Source organism: Neptuniibacter sp., from assembly GCF_024231755.1.
Lineage (GTDB): Bacteria > Pseudomonadota > Gammaproteobacteria > Pseudomonadales > Balneatricaceae > Neptuniibacter.
On the sequence record NZ_JAAEQH010000291.1, the window covers coordinates 21,068 to 35,618 of the forward strand.

General features: G+C 45.2%; 14 protein-coding genes. 6 read left to right on the forward strand and 8 right to left on the reverse strand.

The features are described 5' to 3' along the window. Positions 1–120 precede the first annotated feature (120 nt). Positions 121–1,665, reverse strand: a complete 1,545-nt coding sequence (gene mqo, locus GY843_RS17170; RefSeq protein WP_297311402.1) for a malate dehydrogenase (quinone) — start codon at positions 1,663–1,665, stop codon at positions 121–123. Between the two features lie 469 nt (positions 1,666–2,134). Here mqo and GY843_RS17175 point away from each other — a divergent pair, with 469 nt between their 5' ends. Both GY843_RS17175 and GY843_RS17180 read left to right on the forward strand, forming a co-directional pair. Then, positions 2,135–2,536, forward strand: coding sequence for an SMI1/KNR4 family protein (locus GY843_RS17175; RefSeq protein WP_297311403.1), 402 nt, complete (start codon positions 2,135–2,137; stop codon positions 2,534–2,536). A 4-nt stretch (positions 2,537–2,540) separates the two neighbouring features. Continuing rightward, positions 2,541–2,951 (forward strand): tetratricopeptide repeat protein, encoded by a 411-nt coding sequence (locus GY843_RS17180; RefSeq protein ID WP_297311404.1) that lies wholly within the window; start codon positions 2,541–2,543, stop codon positions 2,949–2,951. Positions 2,952–2,996: 45 nt separating this feature from the next. Here GY843_RS17180 and GY843_RS17185 read toward each other — a convergent pair whose 3' ends face one another. From GY843_RS17185 to GY843_RS17195, 3 genes are all read right to left on the reverse strand, one after another. Next, entirely contained in the window at positions 2,997–4,757 is a 1,761-nt protein-coding gene (locus GY843_RS17185) for a class I poly(R)-hydroxyalkanoic acid synthase (protein ID WP_297311406.1), read from the reverse strand. A gap of 263 nt (positions 4,758–5,020) precedes the next feature. Then, a complete protein-coding gene (locus GY843_RS17190) occupies positions 5,021–6,514 on the reverse strand; it encodes a methyl-accepting chemotaxis protein (RefSeq protein WP_297311408.1) in 1,494 nt (497 codons plus the stop codon). Between the two features lie 5 nt (positions 6,515–6,519). After that, positions 6,520–7,047, reverse strand: a complete 528-nt coding sequence (locus tag GY843_RS17195) for a PAS domain-containing protein (protein WP_297311410.1) — start codon at positions 7,045–7,047, stop codon at positions 6,520–6,522. Positions 7,048–7,191: 144 nt separating this feature from the next. Here GY843_RS17195 and GY843_RS17200 point away from each other — a divergent pair, with 144 nt between their 5' ends. After that, the gene (locus GY843_RS17200) at positions 7,192–7,446 is read left to right on the forward strand and encodes a glutaredoxin family protein (RefSeq protein ID WP_297311413.1); all 255 of its coding nucleotides are present in this window, start codon (positions 7,192–7,194) and stop codon (positions 7,444–7,446) included. Positions 7,447–7,455: 9 nt separating this feature from the next. On the opposite strand, the gene GY843_RS17205 is transcribed toward GY843_RS17200, so the two are convergent. Together GY843_RS17205 and GY843_RS17210 are read right to left on the reverse strand one after the other, a co-directional pair. Next, the gene (locus GY843_RS17205) at positions 7,456–8,259 is read right to left on the reverse strand and encodes a TatD family hydrolase (protein ID WP_367183866.1); all 804 of its coding nucleotides are present in this window, start codon (positions 8,257–8,259) and stop codon (positions 7,456–7,458) included. 45 nt (positions 8,260–8,304) lie between these two features. After that, the gene (locus GY843_RS17210; RefSeq protein ID WP_297311416.1) at positions 8,305–10,269 is read right to left on the reverse strand and encodes a transglycosylase SLT domain-containing protein; all 1,965 of its coding nucleotides are present in this window, start codon (positions 10,267–10,269) and stop codon (positions 8,305–8,307) included. A 157-nt stretch (positions 10,270–10,426) separates the two neighbouring features. On the opposite strand from GY843_RS17210, the gene GY843_RS17215 reads away from it, so the two are divergent. After that, positions 10,427–12,322 carry an ATP-binding cassette domain-containing protein gene (locus GY843_RS17215; protein ID WP_297311418.1) on the forward strand — a complete coding sequence of 632 codons (1,896 nt, stop codon included), beginning with the start codon at positions 10,427–10,429 and terminating at the stop codon, positions 12,320–12,322. 24 nt (positions 12,323–12,346) lie between these two features. On the opposite strand, the gene GY843_RS17220 is transcribed toward GY843_RS17215, so the two are convergent. After that, positions 12,347–12,787 carry a universal stress protein gene (locus GY843_RS17220; protein ID WP_297311420.1) on the reverse strand — a complete coding sequence of 147 codons (441 nt, stop codon included), beginning with the start codon at positions 12,785–12,787 and terminating at the stop codon, positions 12,347–12,349. Between the two features lie 188 nt (positions 12,788–12,975). Between GY843_RS17220 and GY843_RS17225 the strand changes: the two genes are divergently transcribed. After that, entirely contained in the window at positions 12,976–13,482 is a 507-nt protein-coding gene (locus GY843_RS17225) for a hypothetical protein (RefSeq protein ID WP_297311422.1), read from the forward strand. A gap of 11 nt (positions 13,483–13,493) precedes the next feature. Then, a complete protein-coding gene (locus tag GY843_RS17230; protein WP_297311424.1) occupies positions 13,494–13,706 on the forward strand; it encodes a DUF1653 domain-containing protein in 213 nt (70 codons plus the stop codon). Here GY843_RS17230 and GY843_RS17235 read toward each other — a convergent pair. After that, positions 13,703–14,404, reverse strand: a complete 702-nt coding sequence (locus tag GY843_RS17235; RefSeq protein WP_297311426.1) for a DNA topoisomerase I — start codon at positions 14,402–14,404, stop codon at positions 13,703–13,705. The genes GY843_RS17230 and GY843_RS17235 overlap by 4 nt on opposite strands. Between the last annotated feature and the right edge of the window lie 147 nt (positions 14,405–14,551).

A 14,551-nucleotide genomic window follows, 5' to 3' on the forward strand; every position in this document is an offset into this window, starting at 1 on the left:
TCAGATCTACATTGCATTAAAACGGGATTATTGTTTGTGAGCATTCATCTTACTGCAAGTCCGGATAAAACGAAAAAGCCGGTCGTGTGACCGGCTTTATAGATATGCTCTGTAAATTGATTACGCTGCGTTATCTGTGTCGTTTTGCAGGCTGGTTAGTTCAGCCTGCTCTTCAGGCTTTTTTTCAGGATCAAGCCCCAATACAGATAGTGTGTTTTGGCGAACTTCTTTAAGAAGTTCTGCATCAGCGGTTAGGTCCTGACCGTAAGATGGGATCATCTCGACGATCTTGCTTTTCCACTCAGGCGTTTCTAGTTTCTCAGTAAAGCACTTTTCAACAATACTCAGCATTGCTGGTACAGCCGTAGAAGCACCTGGGGAAGCACCTAGGAGAGCGGCCAGGCTGCCATCTTCGGCAGTGATTACTTCGGTACCGAACTCTAGCTTACCTTTACCACTTTCATCTTGTTTGATGATCTGTACACGTTGACCCGCGTGAGAAATCTCCCACTCTTCTTCCTTAGCATCCGGGTAGAAGTTGCTCAGAGACATTACACGTGAACCGTGTGTCTGCATGACTTCGCTGATCAGATACTTAGTCAGATCCATACTTGTCGCGCCAACTTGAAGCATTGGCTTCAGGTTATCCGTAGAAAGGCTTCGGAACATATCTGTTACAGAACCTTCCTTGAGGAACTTGGTGGTAAAGCCCGCAAATGGACCAAACAGAAGTGCTTTTTTACCGTCAATTACGCGGGTGTCCAGGTGTGGAACAGACATTGGAGGGGCACCGATAGGAGCTGCTCCGTATACTTTGGAAGCGTGTTGTTCAACGATTTCCTGGTTTTTACATACCAACCACTGACCGCTAACCGGGAAACCACCATAGCCTCGAGCTTCAGGGATACCAGTTTTCTGAAGAAGTGGTAATGCACCGCCGCCAGCACCAAGGAACACAAAGTTGCTGCGGATGGTCACGCTTTCGCCATTGCCGTTTTTGAGACTCACATCCCAGCTTTTATCTTTATTTTGATAGAAGCTGCTCACTTCGTGGCTTAATAGAAGTTCATAGCCATCCTGTTTTTCCAGGAAGTTGACCATATTGCGCGCTAGAGAGCCGAAGTTTACATCGGAACCGTAACGTACGCGTGTCGCAGCAATTTTTTCACCCGCTTTACGCCCCTGCATTATCAATGGCATCCACTCACGGATAACATCTGGATCTTCAGAGTATTCCATCACATCGAACTGGTGATGCTTACTCAGAGCTTCATAACGTTTGCGTAAGAAATTAACGTTTTTCTCACCCCAAACAAAGCTCTGATGTGGGACTGGGTTAATGAACTGTGCAGGCTCTGGCAGAGCGCCTTGCTGAACAAGGTAAGACCAGAACTGTAAACTAACTTCGAATGCTGCATTGATTGCGTAAGCTTTGCTGCAGTTGATGCTGCCATCAGCCTGTTCAGGCGTGTAGTTCAACTCGCAATAAGCTGCGTGACCAGTGCCGGCATTGTTCATACCGTCAGTACTTTCTTTGGCCACATGATCCAGGCGCTCGATCATAGTGATTTTTAGGGATGGATCCAGCTGCTTGAGCATAACACCTAAGGTTGTGCTCATAGCTCCCGCGCCGACTAGCAATACGTCTACCGTTTTTGTGGTCATATAAGCTTCGCCATATTAATAGTAATTATGGGGTTTGAAGTGACACCGGAGACGGGGCTTGTGGCCACAGCAGAGAGAAATATTAACTCGGCTATCTCCAGAGACTTCATGTTCTGCAAAATGAAAGGTCACATAATAATTGTGACAATTTGTACATGTTGCAGTGCAGTTGGCGCGAATTATACGGATTCCTACGCTAATGTCTTGGGAAATACAGCCAAAGGCGTTAGCAATTTGGAGTATATTAGATCTAAAGTATTAGTTTTTGGGTGAGAGGGTTTGTAGTTAATTTGCGTGTGCGTAAGGGTATATGCTTATTTTTTAGTGTTCTGTTTTTGGGCTAGGGAATCTTATGAGATCTGTTTGGCTTCATCATTGATTCCCTAAACTGCGTGTATAGAACTAAATTTCCGCTAGAATATCTGAGTTGAAGTAATTGTTATTTTGCCGTTTGGAGTGGAGCCATTAAATGGAAGATGTTATTGAGTTACTGCAAGAGAGGAATTTGGATGTGCCGGTCCCTCTTGAGTTACCCGATGAGGATGATCTTGTAGAGATTGAGGAGCAGATTCTTATCTCGCTACCTGATGAGTACAAGCAGTTCCTGCTGGAGGTCAGTGATATTGTCTGTGGTTCGATTGAGCCTGCAACTGTTACTGATTCACAATCACACACCTTCCTTCCTGAAATGGCGGCCACGGCTTGGGATGTTGGGTTGCCCAGAGAGTATATTCCTATCTGTGAACACGTTGACGGTTACTACTGTATCACTCAGGAGGGAGAGATCCTTCTTTGGATGCATGGTGATATGACCGAAGAGGAGTGGCCCTCTATCTGGACCTGGGCAAAAGAAGTCTGGTTGGAGAGTTAATACCTTGAGTAGTGTAATCTTTAAAGAAGTTGAATCTTTAGCAGAACAGTTGATGGATGCTGCTGAAGCGAATAATGAGACCAAGTTCTACGAGCTCTATGACCAGTTGGAACAGCTGTGTGAGAAATATAGGGGAAGTAAAAAGGATCATCCCGTGTTGTGGGAGACCTTGGCTGATTTCACCGAAGAGAATGAAAAATCTATAGAGACCTATGAATATGCCTATGGATTGGCGCAGGCGCTTAAAGACAATGAATATAAAGCGTCTATTATGTTTTCAATGGCACAGCGACTTGTTGAAGAAGGTGAAAAGGATAGGGTGAAAGAGGCAATAGACAAGGCTGCCAAGTTTGCTTCATTTACAGAAGACCAAGAACTTATAGATGAGATTAAACTGTTAGCGGATCAGCTATAAACAAAAACGGAGCCAAAAGGCTCCGTTTTTTATTACCGCTCTAAATTAGTCGATACGTACAGCTACATAGCGACCTGGAGCTGGTTCGATCTCTTTATAAGTATCGTTACCAGTTGCCGCAGGAGCTGGAACTTTCTTGCCAGCACGACGCTTCAGCCATTCAGCCCAGTGAGGCCACCATGAGCCTTCTTCGCGCTCTGCAGTTTCCAGCCAGTGGTCAGCGCCCTGGCCCTGTTCACCATTGATCCAGTAGTTACGACGGTTTTTGGATGCTGGGTTGATTACACCCGCAACGTGTCCGCTTGCACCCAGAACGAATTCGTTCTTACCTTTGAGGATATCAGTGCCTTCGAAAGTGCCTTTCCATGGAGCGATGTGATCTTCGATAGTAGACAGGAAGTAACATGGGATTTTGATTTTGCCCAGGTCGATCTTCTCGCCACAAAGTGTCAGTTGATCTTTCTCGCGCAGATTGTTTTCCAAGTACATGTTGTTGATGTAGAAGGTATACATTTCTGCTGGTAGGTTTGTAGAGTCGCTGTTCCAGTACAGGATATCAAATGGAGGCGGAGTCTGACCCTTCAGGTAGTTGTTTACTACATAAGACCAGATCAGGTCATTTGAACGTAGCATGTTGAAAGATGTTGCCAGTTCACGACCGCTTAGGTAACCCTGATTAGTTACCTTGTTTTCCAGTTTCTTAACCTGTTGCTCATCGATAAATACGCACAGATCACCTGGATCCTGGAAGTCCAGCAGTGTTGTAAAGAAGGTAGCTGAAGCTATAGACGTATCTTTACGAGCAGCCATCACTGCCAGTGAAGAAGCTAGCAAAGTACCACCTACACACCATGCAACAGCGTTAACTTTGTCAGTGCTAGTGATATCTTTAACAACTTCAGTTGCTTTCAGAATACCTTTCTCTACATAGTCATCCCAGCTGATGTAACCCTGTTCAGTTGTTGGGTTCAGCCAGGAAACCAGGAATGTTGTCTGGCCCTGATCAACGCAGTACTTAACGTATGAGTTATGTTCCTGCAGATCCAGAATGTAGAACTTGTTGATGCATGGGGGAACGATCATTGTAGGACGAGCGTAAGTTTCTTCAGTTGTTGGATTGTACTGAATCAACTGGAACATTTCGTTCTCGTATACAACGGAACCTTTAGTTGTAGCGATGTTTTCGCCAAGGATGAAGGCAGACTCATCAGTCATAGAGATGCGACCTTTCTCCGCATCTCCTAGCAGGTTCTTAAGACCGTCAACCAGGCTCTGGCCTTTAGTTTCCAATGCCTGTTGCAGTACTTCAGGGTTAGTCAGAGCGAAGTTAGTAGGAGACATCGCGTCGATGTACTGCTGTGTGTAGAACTCAAGCTTCTTCTGCTCTTGGTCAGATAGATTAGCATTCGCAGCCATCTCCTGAAGTAGCTTGGAGCTCAGAAGGTAAGACTGTTTGATGTAATCAAAAACAGGGTTCTGAGACCATTCTTCAGCCTGGAAGCGACGATCACCTCGAGCTGGAGCGGCAACAGAATCTGCCGTTTTACCGGTTAGCAGGTTAGTCCACAGGTTCATCTGGCTCTGCTGGTAATCGGTAATTGCGCGAATCCAAACAGTAGGGTCTTCCCACGAGCGGTTAGCCAATTCAGTCCATGATTGGGTGAACTGGGTGAAAATATCGTCGCCGCCGGAAGCAGAGAACATCTCCAGTACTTTTTTTGTTTCAGAGTTTAAGTAATCGATAAACTCTTGCGGGTTGGAGAGCAGGTTACTGTTGTTTTCCATAGATTCGCCTTTCTTTGTCATATCCATCCGTCCATCTTTAGGTGCTTCACATATTTGGTCACAATATGGAGGCGGGATTTTGATCTGTTACTCACTAAGGGTTTTCCAGCATATGCTTGCAATAATACTTTTGCAAGTGCGTAGAAAAGTCCATCAGCATATTATTGTGCAACGCAATGTATCAAGATATTCCTTGGTCGATCACACTAAGGTTTTAAGACTAAGGGATCGAAAAAGTGCGCTCTAGCGCTAATCTTAAGTTTCGCGAGCTTTACTCATGAGCTTTATAGCTTATGCCGTTCTTCTATCATGTCATCGATATATTGCAGTATTTTGTAACTTTCATCTTCGGCTTTACTCATATTGGCAACGATTTCCTGGCGGATTGCAGGGTTCTTCTTCCAGTTTTCGTCACGTAGTGCAACTGCTTTCTGTACGGCAGTATGCACTGCAGCATGAGGGACCTCTAATTGAGGGTAAGCTCGGGTGGATTGGAAACTATCTGCGCCAAAGCCTTCGTAATACCATTTGCCTAGACGGCATTCAGTATGATTGACTGATACTGCTGATACTTCCTGTTCCCGGTGTTGCGAGTCATCTAGTGCAATGTATCCGTTTTGCTTGAAGATAACGTGGTCGGCTTTGGCCAATGAGCCAAATGTGCGGTCTTTGGCATAGGATATATAGCGCTGGGTATCCTCGGCAGAGCGAGCGATGTCAACAAACTGTTCTCTGAATTGCTGTACTTGTTCGCTAATTTTCTCTGCCGCTTCGGTTGAAACTGCTGCCTGCTGGACCATCTCGGTTACACTTTCACTGAAACTATTGATGGTTTCTGTTACTTCAATGGCTGCTTCTTTGGTTCTGTTTGATAAAGCTTTAACTTCATCTGCTACCACTGCAAAGCCTCGTCCCTGCTCGCCTGCGCGTGCTGCTTCTATCGCCGCATTCAGTGCAAGAAGACTTGTCTGATCTGCAATGTCAGTAATGATGGAGAGTGATTCAGATACTTTGGCGCTGTCTTTCTCAAGCGCTTGCGTAACTTGTGACACACTAGCGATATTCTTGGAGATACTTTCCAGCGAGTTACTCATTCCCTCAACTGTTACCTGACTATTTGCCGCGGCTTCACCGTTTTGTGCGGCAATAGATTCTACCTGTTCCATCTCATCAGAGATTTTCACCAGATCAGCCTGATTGCGCTTCAGGTTTTCAATCAAGTGACCCGTGTTGAGGTTATGCAGTTCAGATTTAAGTTGATTGGAAACGAGGAATTTTGCCCCTTCTTCCATTTTCTCAAGAGAAACATTTATTTGAGAAAGCGATTTGCGCAGGCGCCCAGGCATACCTTTATATAAAGCTTTCCTATCGTACCTGCCTTCGGCAACATAGCTGAAGCAAGCGTCAACTTCCTTGAAATATGATTCGACCCGATCCAGAAGGTCGTTAAGCTCCCAGGCAACCTTACCCACTTCTCCCAGCCCGGCAACAGATGTAATTCGTGTACTGAAATCACCGGAATTAGCTTTTTCCAGTGTGTGGTTTATACGTTCAAGAGCATTGATGCCATAAGCATTTGTTTTTAATACAAAAATCGATAGTATGCAGGCAAGCAGTACAGGGACTAGAAGCCACCAGACCGGTTCAAAGATAATGGCTGTGGCTGCGAGGGTGGCGATAATCAACAGATTCCACAACGCTATAATCAGCTTCATGCGGGAGCGCAGGAATGGAACACCTTTGCTGGTGGAGTTGTGATAATTTTTACCAAATTTCATAACGATTACTCCTGATCCAGGCTCATGACTAATTCAAAATAGCTTAAGCCTAACGCTTCCAGTTTTTCCTGAAGTAACGCAATGGATCTATCAGCAGCATCTCGGGCGCCTGCGCCTTTCTCTACGGCAAGCATCTCGGCATAAATCGGGGCTAACGTATTGATTGCCTTCTGGCTTGGCTGACGTCTAACTGAGTAATAACCGGTCAAGTTACCACGATCATCATAATCTGGTGTTACATTGGCAAAGACCCAATAATAGGAGCCGTCTTTGCACATGTTTTTAACGTAGCCGAAAAACTCTTGTTCCTGTTGCAGTGTTTGCCACAGAAACTTAAAAACCCCTCTGGGCATATCAGGGTGGCGGACAATATTGTGCTGAACCCCAATAAGTTCAGATTCTGAATACCCTGCGATCTGCATAAAAACACGATTGGTGTAGGTAATTACACCTTTCAGATTGGTTTTGGAAACGATGAATTCATCTGCACCTAAGCGTACTTCATTGTTTTTAGGTGTTACTTGGTTTTTCATTACTACTGTCCAAGTGGCTGGTATTTACGCGAGGCATTCTAACACAAATTTAAAGGTTATTTGCTGATCTGTTACAGGTTATAAGGTTGGGGCTGATGCTAAAAATCGCTATTATGTTCTGACTTTTGAGGCTTCAGGATTGATATGAGAGAGCTAGAATTAATGGGAACTCTGGGTTGCCATCTTTGTGAGCTGGCAGTGGGGGTTATTGTTTCCGTAGTAGATCCAAACCAGTTTGCTGTTTTCCAGGTTGATATTGCTGAAGATGATGAATTGATGGAGCAATATGCGATCCGGATTCCAGTGCTTGTCGATGTCGAAACGCAAGCAGCGCTTGATTGGCCTTTTGATCAGGAAGCCTTACAGCAGTTTCTAATCAGCCTAACCACTCCTTCTTAACTCTATTACTTAAGTCAGATTAAACAGACGAATGCTGTTTTCGTACACCTCTTCTTTTAACTGTTCTATAGGCTTGCTCTGCAATTCAGCTACCTTATTAGCAATATGTGGCAGATAGGCTGGTAAGTTACGCCTTGATTTAGGTTTTGGGCGTATATCCCGCGGAATCAGATAGGGAGCATCAGTTTCGAGAAGCAGGCGCTCCGTTGGGATGTCTTTGACACTTTTCTGCAGCTCCTGCCCCCTTCTTTCATCGCATACCCAACCAGTAATCCCGATGTAAAGGTCCAGATCAAGATAGTTGTACATTTCCTCTTTGCTACCGGTAAAGCAATGAGCAACAGCCGCTGAGAAATCATCTCTGTGACTGCGAAGCATCTCCAATTGTTTCTGATGAGCATCTCTCTCATGTAGAAATAAGGGTAGCCCTGTTTCATGGGCCAGTTCTAATTGTCGTTCAAATGCGCTGATCTGTTGCTCTGGCGTTGAAAAGTTACGATTAAAATCGAGGCCGGTTTCACCACAGGCAACTACACTCATTTCCTTTGTTAGTGATAGGAGATCTCGGTAATCCTTGGTTGAGTGATCTTTTGCATAATGAGGGTGAATTCCCACCGTACAAAAAAGATGCTCAGGGAATTGAGAGCATAGCTCTACAGCTTGAATGCTCTCTTCCAGTGTTGTGCCGGTTACTATCAGTTTTTCTACACCTTCGGAAATCGCATGCTCAATCACTTCATGCCGGTCTTTGGCAAAACTGCTATCGGTCAGGTTAACGCCGATATCTATCCAAACCGGGGAGTTAATACTCAAGCTATAGTTCCTTAAAAAAATAGGCCCTTAGAAAGTTCTGATAAATTACAGAGAAGCTTTATTGTTCTGGTTAAGAGCCAATAGCTGCATCTGTTTCTCGGTAAGCAGGTTAGCCTGACGGCCTTCCAGGCGGTCGTAAATCACCCTGAATGCGAGAACATTTTGCACATAGTTTCGGGTTTCTTTGAATGGAATAGTCTCAATCCATACGTCGAGTGGCAGATCACCTCGATCTTTAAGCCACTTTTTAACCCTGTGTGGTCCAGCGTTGTATGCTGCGGCAGCGTAGGCTGGGTTATTGTTGAATTTCTTCAACATATCACCGAGATAGGCGGAGCCGAGCGTGATGTTGGTTTCTGGGTCCAGAAGTTGTGAGCGTCGACGATATTTTACTTTGTGCTTTTTGGCTGTTTCCAGTGCCGTCTTAGGCATAAGTTGCATCAAGCCGCTCGCTCCAACTCTGGAGCGGGCGTTAAACAGGAATGCACTCTCCTGACGGGCAATAGCAACCGGAAAGCTCAGGTCCAAATTATTTTTCTCGGCGTGTTGGGAGAACAACTCGGCATGAGGATGAGGAAAACGCAGATCAATATGATCCCAACGTTTAGTTTTAGCCGCGTTTATAATCGCTTGCAGGTGCCAGCCCCATGATTTAGCCAGATAGCCTGCAGTGAGCTTTTCTTCATCATTCATTTGTGACTGAGCAAGGTTCCATTCACGATTGGCTTCCGTAAGCATGCCTAGCTTGAATAATTCACGTGCTCTAAGAACAGCAGGTTTTTCTAATAACGCATCCAGTTGTTCTTGCGAACTGGCACTACTTTTGGCGTTAAGCTTAAATGGTTTATCGCTCAGTTCTGCTGATAGGAAACCGTAGAAACTTCGATCAGTTGCAACGTCATGTAACTTTCCTTCGTTGTCTTCATTGGGAGTAAGATGTTTCTCTGATACTGCTGACCAGTACTGCCACTGCGCTTTCTTTTTCTCCTCTTCAGGTAGGTGCTCAATAGCGGTGTGGACCAGTTTCCAATCCTGTTTAGCCAGCGCATTACGGATACGGGTTTCCGTTAAAGCCGGATAGTTGAATGTTGGGTCGAGCTTGTGACTGAGTTGGATTGCCTTGCTGTGATAATTGCGGTTAAGGCGCAACCCCATATATTCAGTAACCGTTTGTTGCTGCTCTTGCGAGAGTATTTTGTCGCGTTTTTTTACCCACGATTGTGTTGCAGTAATCGGTTGCAGTCTGTACCAGCGCTTGTAACTCAGAATTACCGTTGTTGCCTGGTGCTCTTCTTTGATTTTCTTAAGTGAGCTGGTCGCTACTTTTTCAGGCTTATTGTATATCTGCCAGAAAAGGGAGGTTTGTTGCTTGTGTTGTTTAGCGCTTACCTTTTTATCAATGTAACGGGCCAGTTTAGTATTGCCCTGGTCCAGAGCAAGCCAGAAACGCTGGTGGGCTTCTGCAGAGGTTGGGTGTCCCGTCTTCATCCAAGCTTTAAACAGCGGGTCACAGGCTTTTGGTTGAGAATTGCCAACCATCCATAACTCTTTAGCTTTGTTAAGGGCATTTTTTTTCTGCTTAGGAGTCCCGTTGAGTAGAGCGACCTGTTGCTGACAGATATAACGAGTGCTCAAAACCGGATGTTTTGCGTAATGAGTCAGATATTCAGGCCAACGTTGCTTTTTCGCTAGATGGTTTAACCAGGTACGGTTCAGACGATTAGCCAGCGGTGTATCCTTATTTTCAGAAATGAACTCATTAACCTGACTGTGTTTCAGGCTGGCTCTATGTCCTATGTGCTGAGCGTAATCTAGATAGGGAACTAATGGATAGTCGCCTAGTTTATCTTTAACTTTCTTAAACTCTTTGAGTTTGTTCTTAGCAAGCAAAGAGTTTGCTTTTTGGAATAGCTTTCTTTCTTCAGTGAAATCTTGAGTTAACGCCTGAGATGTACACGAAATAGTAGCGATAACCAGGGGTAAGGCAAAAAACTGCAATGTGCGATGCATTCTCTGTTCCTAAGCGGTGTCCTTATTGCTTTATAGCTATTTATACGGCAGTTTTCCGTTTTTTTTAAATATTAATTCAACTGTATGCAGCAATTTCATGCAGTTAACTGAAAAATCAGTAAAATAGCGCCCTTCACTGATCAAAAGCCGAACAAAAATGCCTCTGATAAGACTTGATAAAATCTCTATGGCCTTTGGTGCCAAACCACTTCTCGATAATGTGGATTTTCAGATAGATCCTGGTGAGCGGGTAGCCCTTGTTGGGTTAAACGGTGCTGGTAAATCTACGCTATTGAAAGTCGTAGGGGGGCATCACAAAGCAGATGGTGGGGAGTTTTGGGTATCACCAACCTGTCGTATTGCTGAGTTGCCACAGGCGATGCCCGCTGCTGATGAGCGTAAAGTTCGTGATGTTGTTACCGCTGGACTTGAAGATATTTGGTCGTTGCGACAGGCATATGATGAGATGGCTGGATCTGACAATGTGGATATGGCCAAGCTGGATAAATTGCAGCACCAGATTGAAGCTGTGGATGGTTGGCATCTAGAGCAGAGAGTTCAACGGGTTATCGAACAGCTGGAACTACCAGCTGAAAAATCGATGTCAGAACTATCAGGGGGCTGGCGCAGGCGTGCAGCCTTGGGCGCTGCTCTGGTACAGCAACCGGATCTTCTATTACTGGATGAGCCGACTAACCACCTGGATATTGAAACGATCGAGTGGTTAGAGCAACAGCTGCTCGAGTTTAAAGGTGGGCTGCTGATTATCTCTCATGACCGTGCTCTGGTAGATCGATTGGCAACGCGAATTGTTGAGCTTGATCGCGGTGTATTGACCTCATTTCCGGGCAGTTACTCAGCGTATGTGGAGTTAAAGCAGAAGCTTCTGGAAGAGGAAGCAAAGCATAACGCAGAGTTTGATAAAAAGCTGGCACAGGAAGAGCGTTGGATAAGGCAGGGGATCAAAGCGCGAAGAACCCGTAATGAAGGGCGTGTGCGAGCTTTGAAGAAGATGCGCAATGAGCGGGCTGATCGTCGCGAAAGATCAGGTAAAGCCAAGTTTGCTCTGGAAGAAGCAGCACGCAGCGGAAAACTGGTTGCGGAACTGAATGGAGTCAGCCTCGGTTATGCAGGTCAGACGCTGTTCCATGATTTTGATTTTCTACTGCAGCGTGGAGATCGTGTCGGACTGATTGGTCCAAATGGGGCGGGTAAAAGTAGTTTGCTAGGCGTATTGTTGGGCAAACAGGAACCTGATTCGGGCAACGTGAAGCTGGGGACAAACCTCAAGGTTGCCTACTTTGATCAGCTTCGTGCTCAGATTGATCCGGAAAAAACAGTAATCGATAATATTGCAGAAGGTCGCGAGAGTATCAGTATCAATGGCCGTCAGCGTCATCTGATCAGTTACCTGAATGACTTTATGTTTGCACCGGAAAGAGCGCGTACACCGGTTAAGGCTTTGTCTGGTGGTGAAACCAACCGTGTGCTGCTGGCTAAGCTATTCAGCCAGCCTGCCAATCTTCTAGTGCTGGATGAGCCAACCAACGATCTGGATATTGAAACTCTAGAGCTGCTGGAAGAGATTATTCTCGACTTCGATGGGACGATCCTTCTGGTTAGCCATGACCGTTCTTTCCTCGATAACGTTGTCACCAGTACTCTGGCTTTTGAGGGTAATGGTGAGCTAAGAGAGTATGTGGGTGGCTATCAGGATTGGTTAAGGCAGAAACCTAAAGTCGTTAAACCTGTTGATAAGATCGAGAAAAAATCTGGTCAGCCTGAGAAGTTTGAAGCTAAGGAAGAGAAACAGGCTGGGAAAAAGAAAAAACTTAGCTATAAGCTGCAGCGGGAACTGGATGAATTACCTGAGAAAATGGAGCAGGCTGAAGTGGATCTGGAGGCGTTGCAAGAAGAAACAGGTGCTGCCGATTTTTACCAGCAAGATCACGAAAAAGTGGCGGAGAAACTTGCCCAATTAAACGCTCAGGAGCAGCTAGTTGAAGAGCTAATGGAGCGTTGGGTTGAACTGGAAGCGATGCAGGAGGAATAATCCTCCTGCTTCTTTTTTAGGCTGTTAATCCTCTTCCCGAACTCTCACAGCCAAGACATCGCAATTCGCACCATGCAAAACTCCATTCGCGGTTGAGCCAAGAAGCAGGGCTATGCCATGGCGGCCATGACTCCCGACAATGACTAAGTCGATATCCATCTCATCAGCAATCCTGTGGATCTCTGTCTCAGTATGCCCTGTGACTACCAATTGCTGTTTCACTGGATAATCCAACTTATCCGCGTAAGCAGATAACTTGTTTTTGGCATGTTCATCCAATTGCTCCTGAATAGCGGTTAGGTCGATTGGTACGTCACCACCATAAGCGAAACTGAGAGGCTCTATGACATGTATGAGATACAGGTCAGCATTATTTGCCTGGGCAATAGTTTTCGCCTTTTCCCTTAACTGTTCTGATTCCGCAGAGAGATCCAGAGCGAGAAGAATTTTTGAGTAACTGCTCATATGCTGCTTCCTTAATCACAATAACCGGATGGAAGACCATCGGTTTTCATAAACTGTATCTGATTAGAGATTAGCATAGGGCGAGAAGAGGGCTAGTCTGTTAAACTTCCGGCCTGATTTCAGTCAATAAAGAAACCAGCACATTTAGACCTATTCGTTGCTTTCTTAAATACCTTGGAGTTCATTGTATGAAGTGGATGATCATCATTCTTATCATGATGTCACTTATAGGCTCGATGATGTGGGTAATGCCTACTCAACGTCAAAAGTATCAAGCTGCTCTACGTATGAAAGCTAAGAATTTAGGTTATCAAGTTCAGCTTGAGAGGGTTACTGCGCCGCGGGCTAAAGGGGAGATGGAAGCAGAAGCCCGAAATATGACAGCTTACCGTTTGCTGAGAATTGGGCTGAGCAACGAGCAAAAAAACAATTTTGCTGCTTGGCAGATCTTTCGTGTTGAATCGATAGCAGATACGGGTCTACCGGAAGGATGGAGCTGGTCCCATGGTGAAAAAACTTTGTCTCCCGCTCAGCTTGAAATACTAAGGGATGTTATTGCTGAAATACCTGCAGGGGTGTTTTCCATTGAATCTAATCCGGCATACATAGGCATCCATTGGGATGAAGAGGGGGGTGAGGATATGTTGGAAAAACTAAAAACTCTCCTTGAACGTTTTTTGGAACAGGCTTTTTGAGGTTAAGTAGAATGACATCAATAGAACTAGGCCGTTACCGTCATTATAAAGGTGCTGAGTACGAGGTTTTACACCTGGCTAGGCACTCCGAAACAGAAGAATGGCTGGTGGTATACAAGCAATGCTACGGAGAGAACGCAGTTTGGGTAAGGCCACTGGATATGTTTGTTGAGACAGTTGAGCGTGAAGGGGCTGTAATCCCTAGATTTGAATTTATTGGTTAAAGCAATCGATCCATAGAATCAGCCAAAGTACCCATTGAGCGCGGTTTACGAGGCTGAATTTTTTCTATTAAAGCATTCACCTTATCAAGGCGTGATTTTTTATTGTGGTTCGGGATGTTGGCTCTTACAAGCAATGCTTTAGCATGTCGGAAGTGTGAAACTGCCGTCATGCTATCTTCAGACTCCAGAAATTTTTCACCCTGCGCTAGATGGGCGTCTGCAACCACGGTTATGCGCAGCCAGTAAAGCTCCTGTTGATAACTTCTGGCCAGAGTCAGGGTGATTTTTCCTCCTCGGGCCAATTGCAAAACAAGTTTCTCAGCAAAATTGATATAGATCTGAGCACGTTTCAGTGAACGGTCGCTGTCGAACACGTTCGGGGATGCAAAAGCTTGATCAGCGGTATCTTTCTGTTTTGACAGGGAATGGAACAGTTCGGAGTCTGGTGCAAGCATTGCAACTTCTTCCAGAAGTGAGGTCGCATGCTCATTAATCTTGTGGATAATTTCCTGCTTACAGTCAGCTTCACGCAGGACTGCGATGGCTTGCAGGATATGTTCAGCTTGACCTTTTAGCCAAGTGAGACGTTTGTCTTTGGCTTCTTCCTGCTGTTCGCGTGTGGTAATGACGAAATTGACCGTAATGGCGATTAAACCCACTACCGCAATTAAAACCACATATAAAATATTATCGTTCAATATTAAGCTCGCAGACGCAAAGTAAGCTGTTGTTAAAACTACCGAATATTGTGGCCTTAAAGGGGCGATTGGTAAAGTTATTGTGACCTTTTTCGGACAGTTTTATCACAATTGTTGCTTGACCCCAGCATTTTCAACACTTATATA

What these genes read in the sequence shown, in the direction of transcription:
- mqo (WP_297311402.1), bottom strand. Translation starts at nt 1,665, where the DNA reads ATGACCACAAAAACGGTAGACGTATTGCTAGTCGGCGCGGGAGCTATG.
- GY843_RS17175 (WP_297311403.1), top strand. Translation starts at nt 2,135, where the DNA reads ATGGAAGATGTTATTGAGTTACTGCAAGAGAGGAATTTGGATGTGCCG.
- GY843_RS17185 (WP_297311406.1), bottom strand. Translation starts at nt 4,757, where the DNA reads ATGACAAAGAAAGGCGAATCTATGGAAAACAACAGTAACCTGCTCTCC.
- GY843_RS17190 (WP_297311408.1), bottom strand. Translation starts at nt 6,514, where the DNA reads ATGAAATTTGGTAAAAATTATCACAACTCCACCAGCAAAGGTGTTCCA.
- GY843_RS17195 (WP_297311410.1), bottom strand. Translation starts at nt 7,047, where the DNA reads ATGAAAAACCAAGTAACACCTAAAAACAATGAAGTACGCTTAGGTGCA.
- GY843_RS17200 (WP_297311413.1), top strand. Translation starts at nt 7,192, where the DNA reads ATGAGAGAGCTAGAATTAATGGGAACTCTGGGTTGCCATCTTTGTGAG.
- GY843_RS17210 (WP_297311416.1), bottom strand. Translation starts at nt 10,269, where the DNA reads ATGCATCGCACATTGCAGTTTTTTGCCTTACCCCTGGTTATCGCTACT.
- GY843_RS17215 (WP_297311418.1), top strand. Translation starts at nt 10,427, where the DNA reads ATGCCTCTGATAAGACTTGATAAAATCTCTATGGCCTTTGGTGCCAAA.
- GY843_RS17220 (WP_297311420.1), bottom strand. Translation starts at nt 12,787, where the DNA reads ATGAGCAGTTACTCAAAAATTCTTCTCGCTCTGGATCTCTCTGCGGAA.
- GY843_RS17225 (WP_297311422.1), top strand. Translation starts at nt 12,976, where the DNA reads ATGAAGTGGATGATCATCATTCTTATCATGATGTCACTTATAGGCTCG.
- GY843_RS17230 (WP_297311424.1), top strand. Translation starts at nt 13,494, where the DNA reads ATGACATCAATAGAACTAGGCCGTTACCGTCATTATAAAGGTGCTGAG.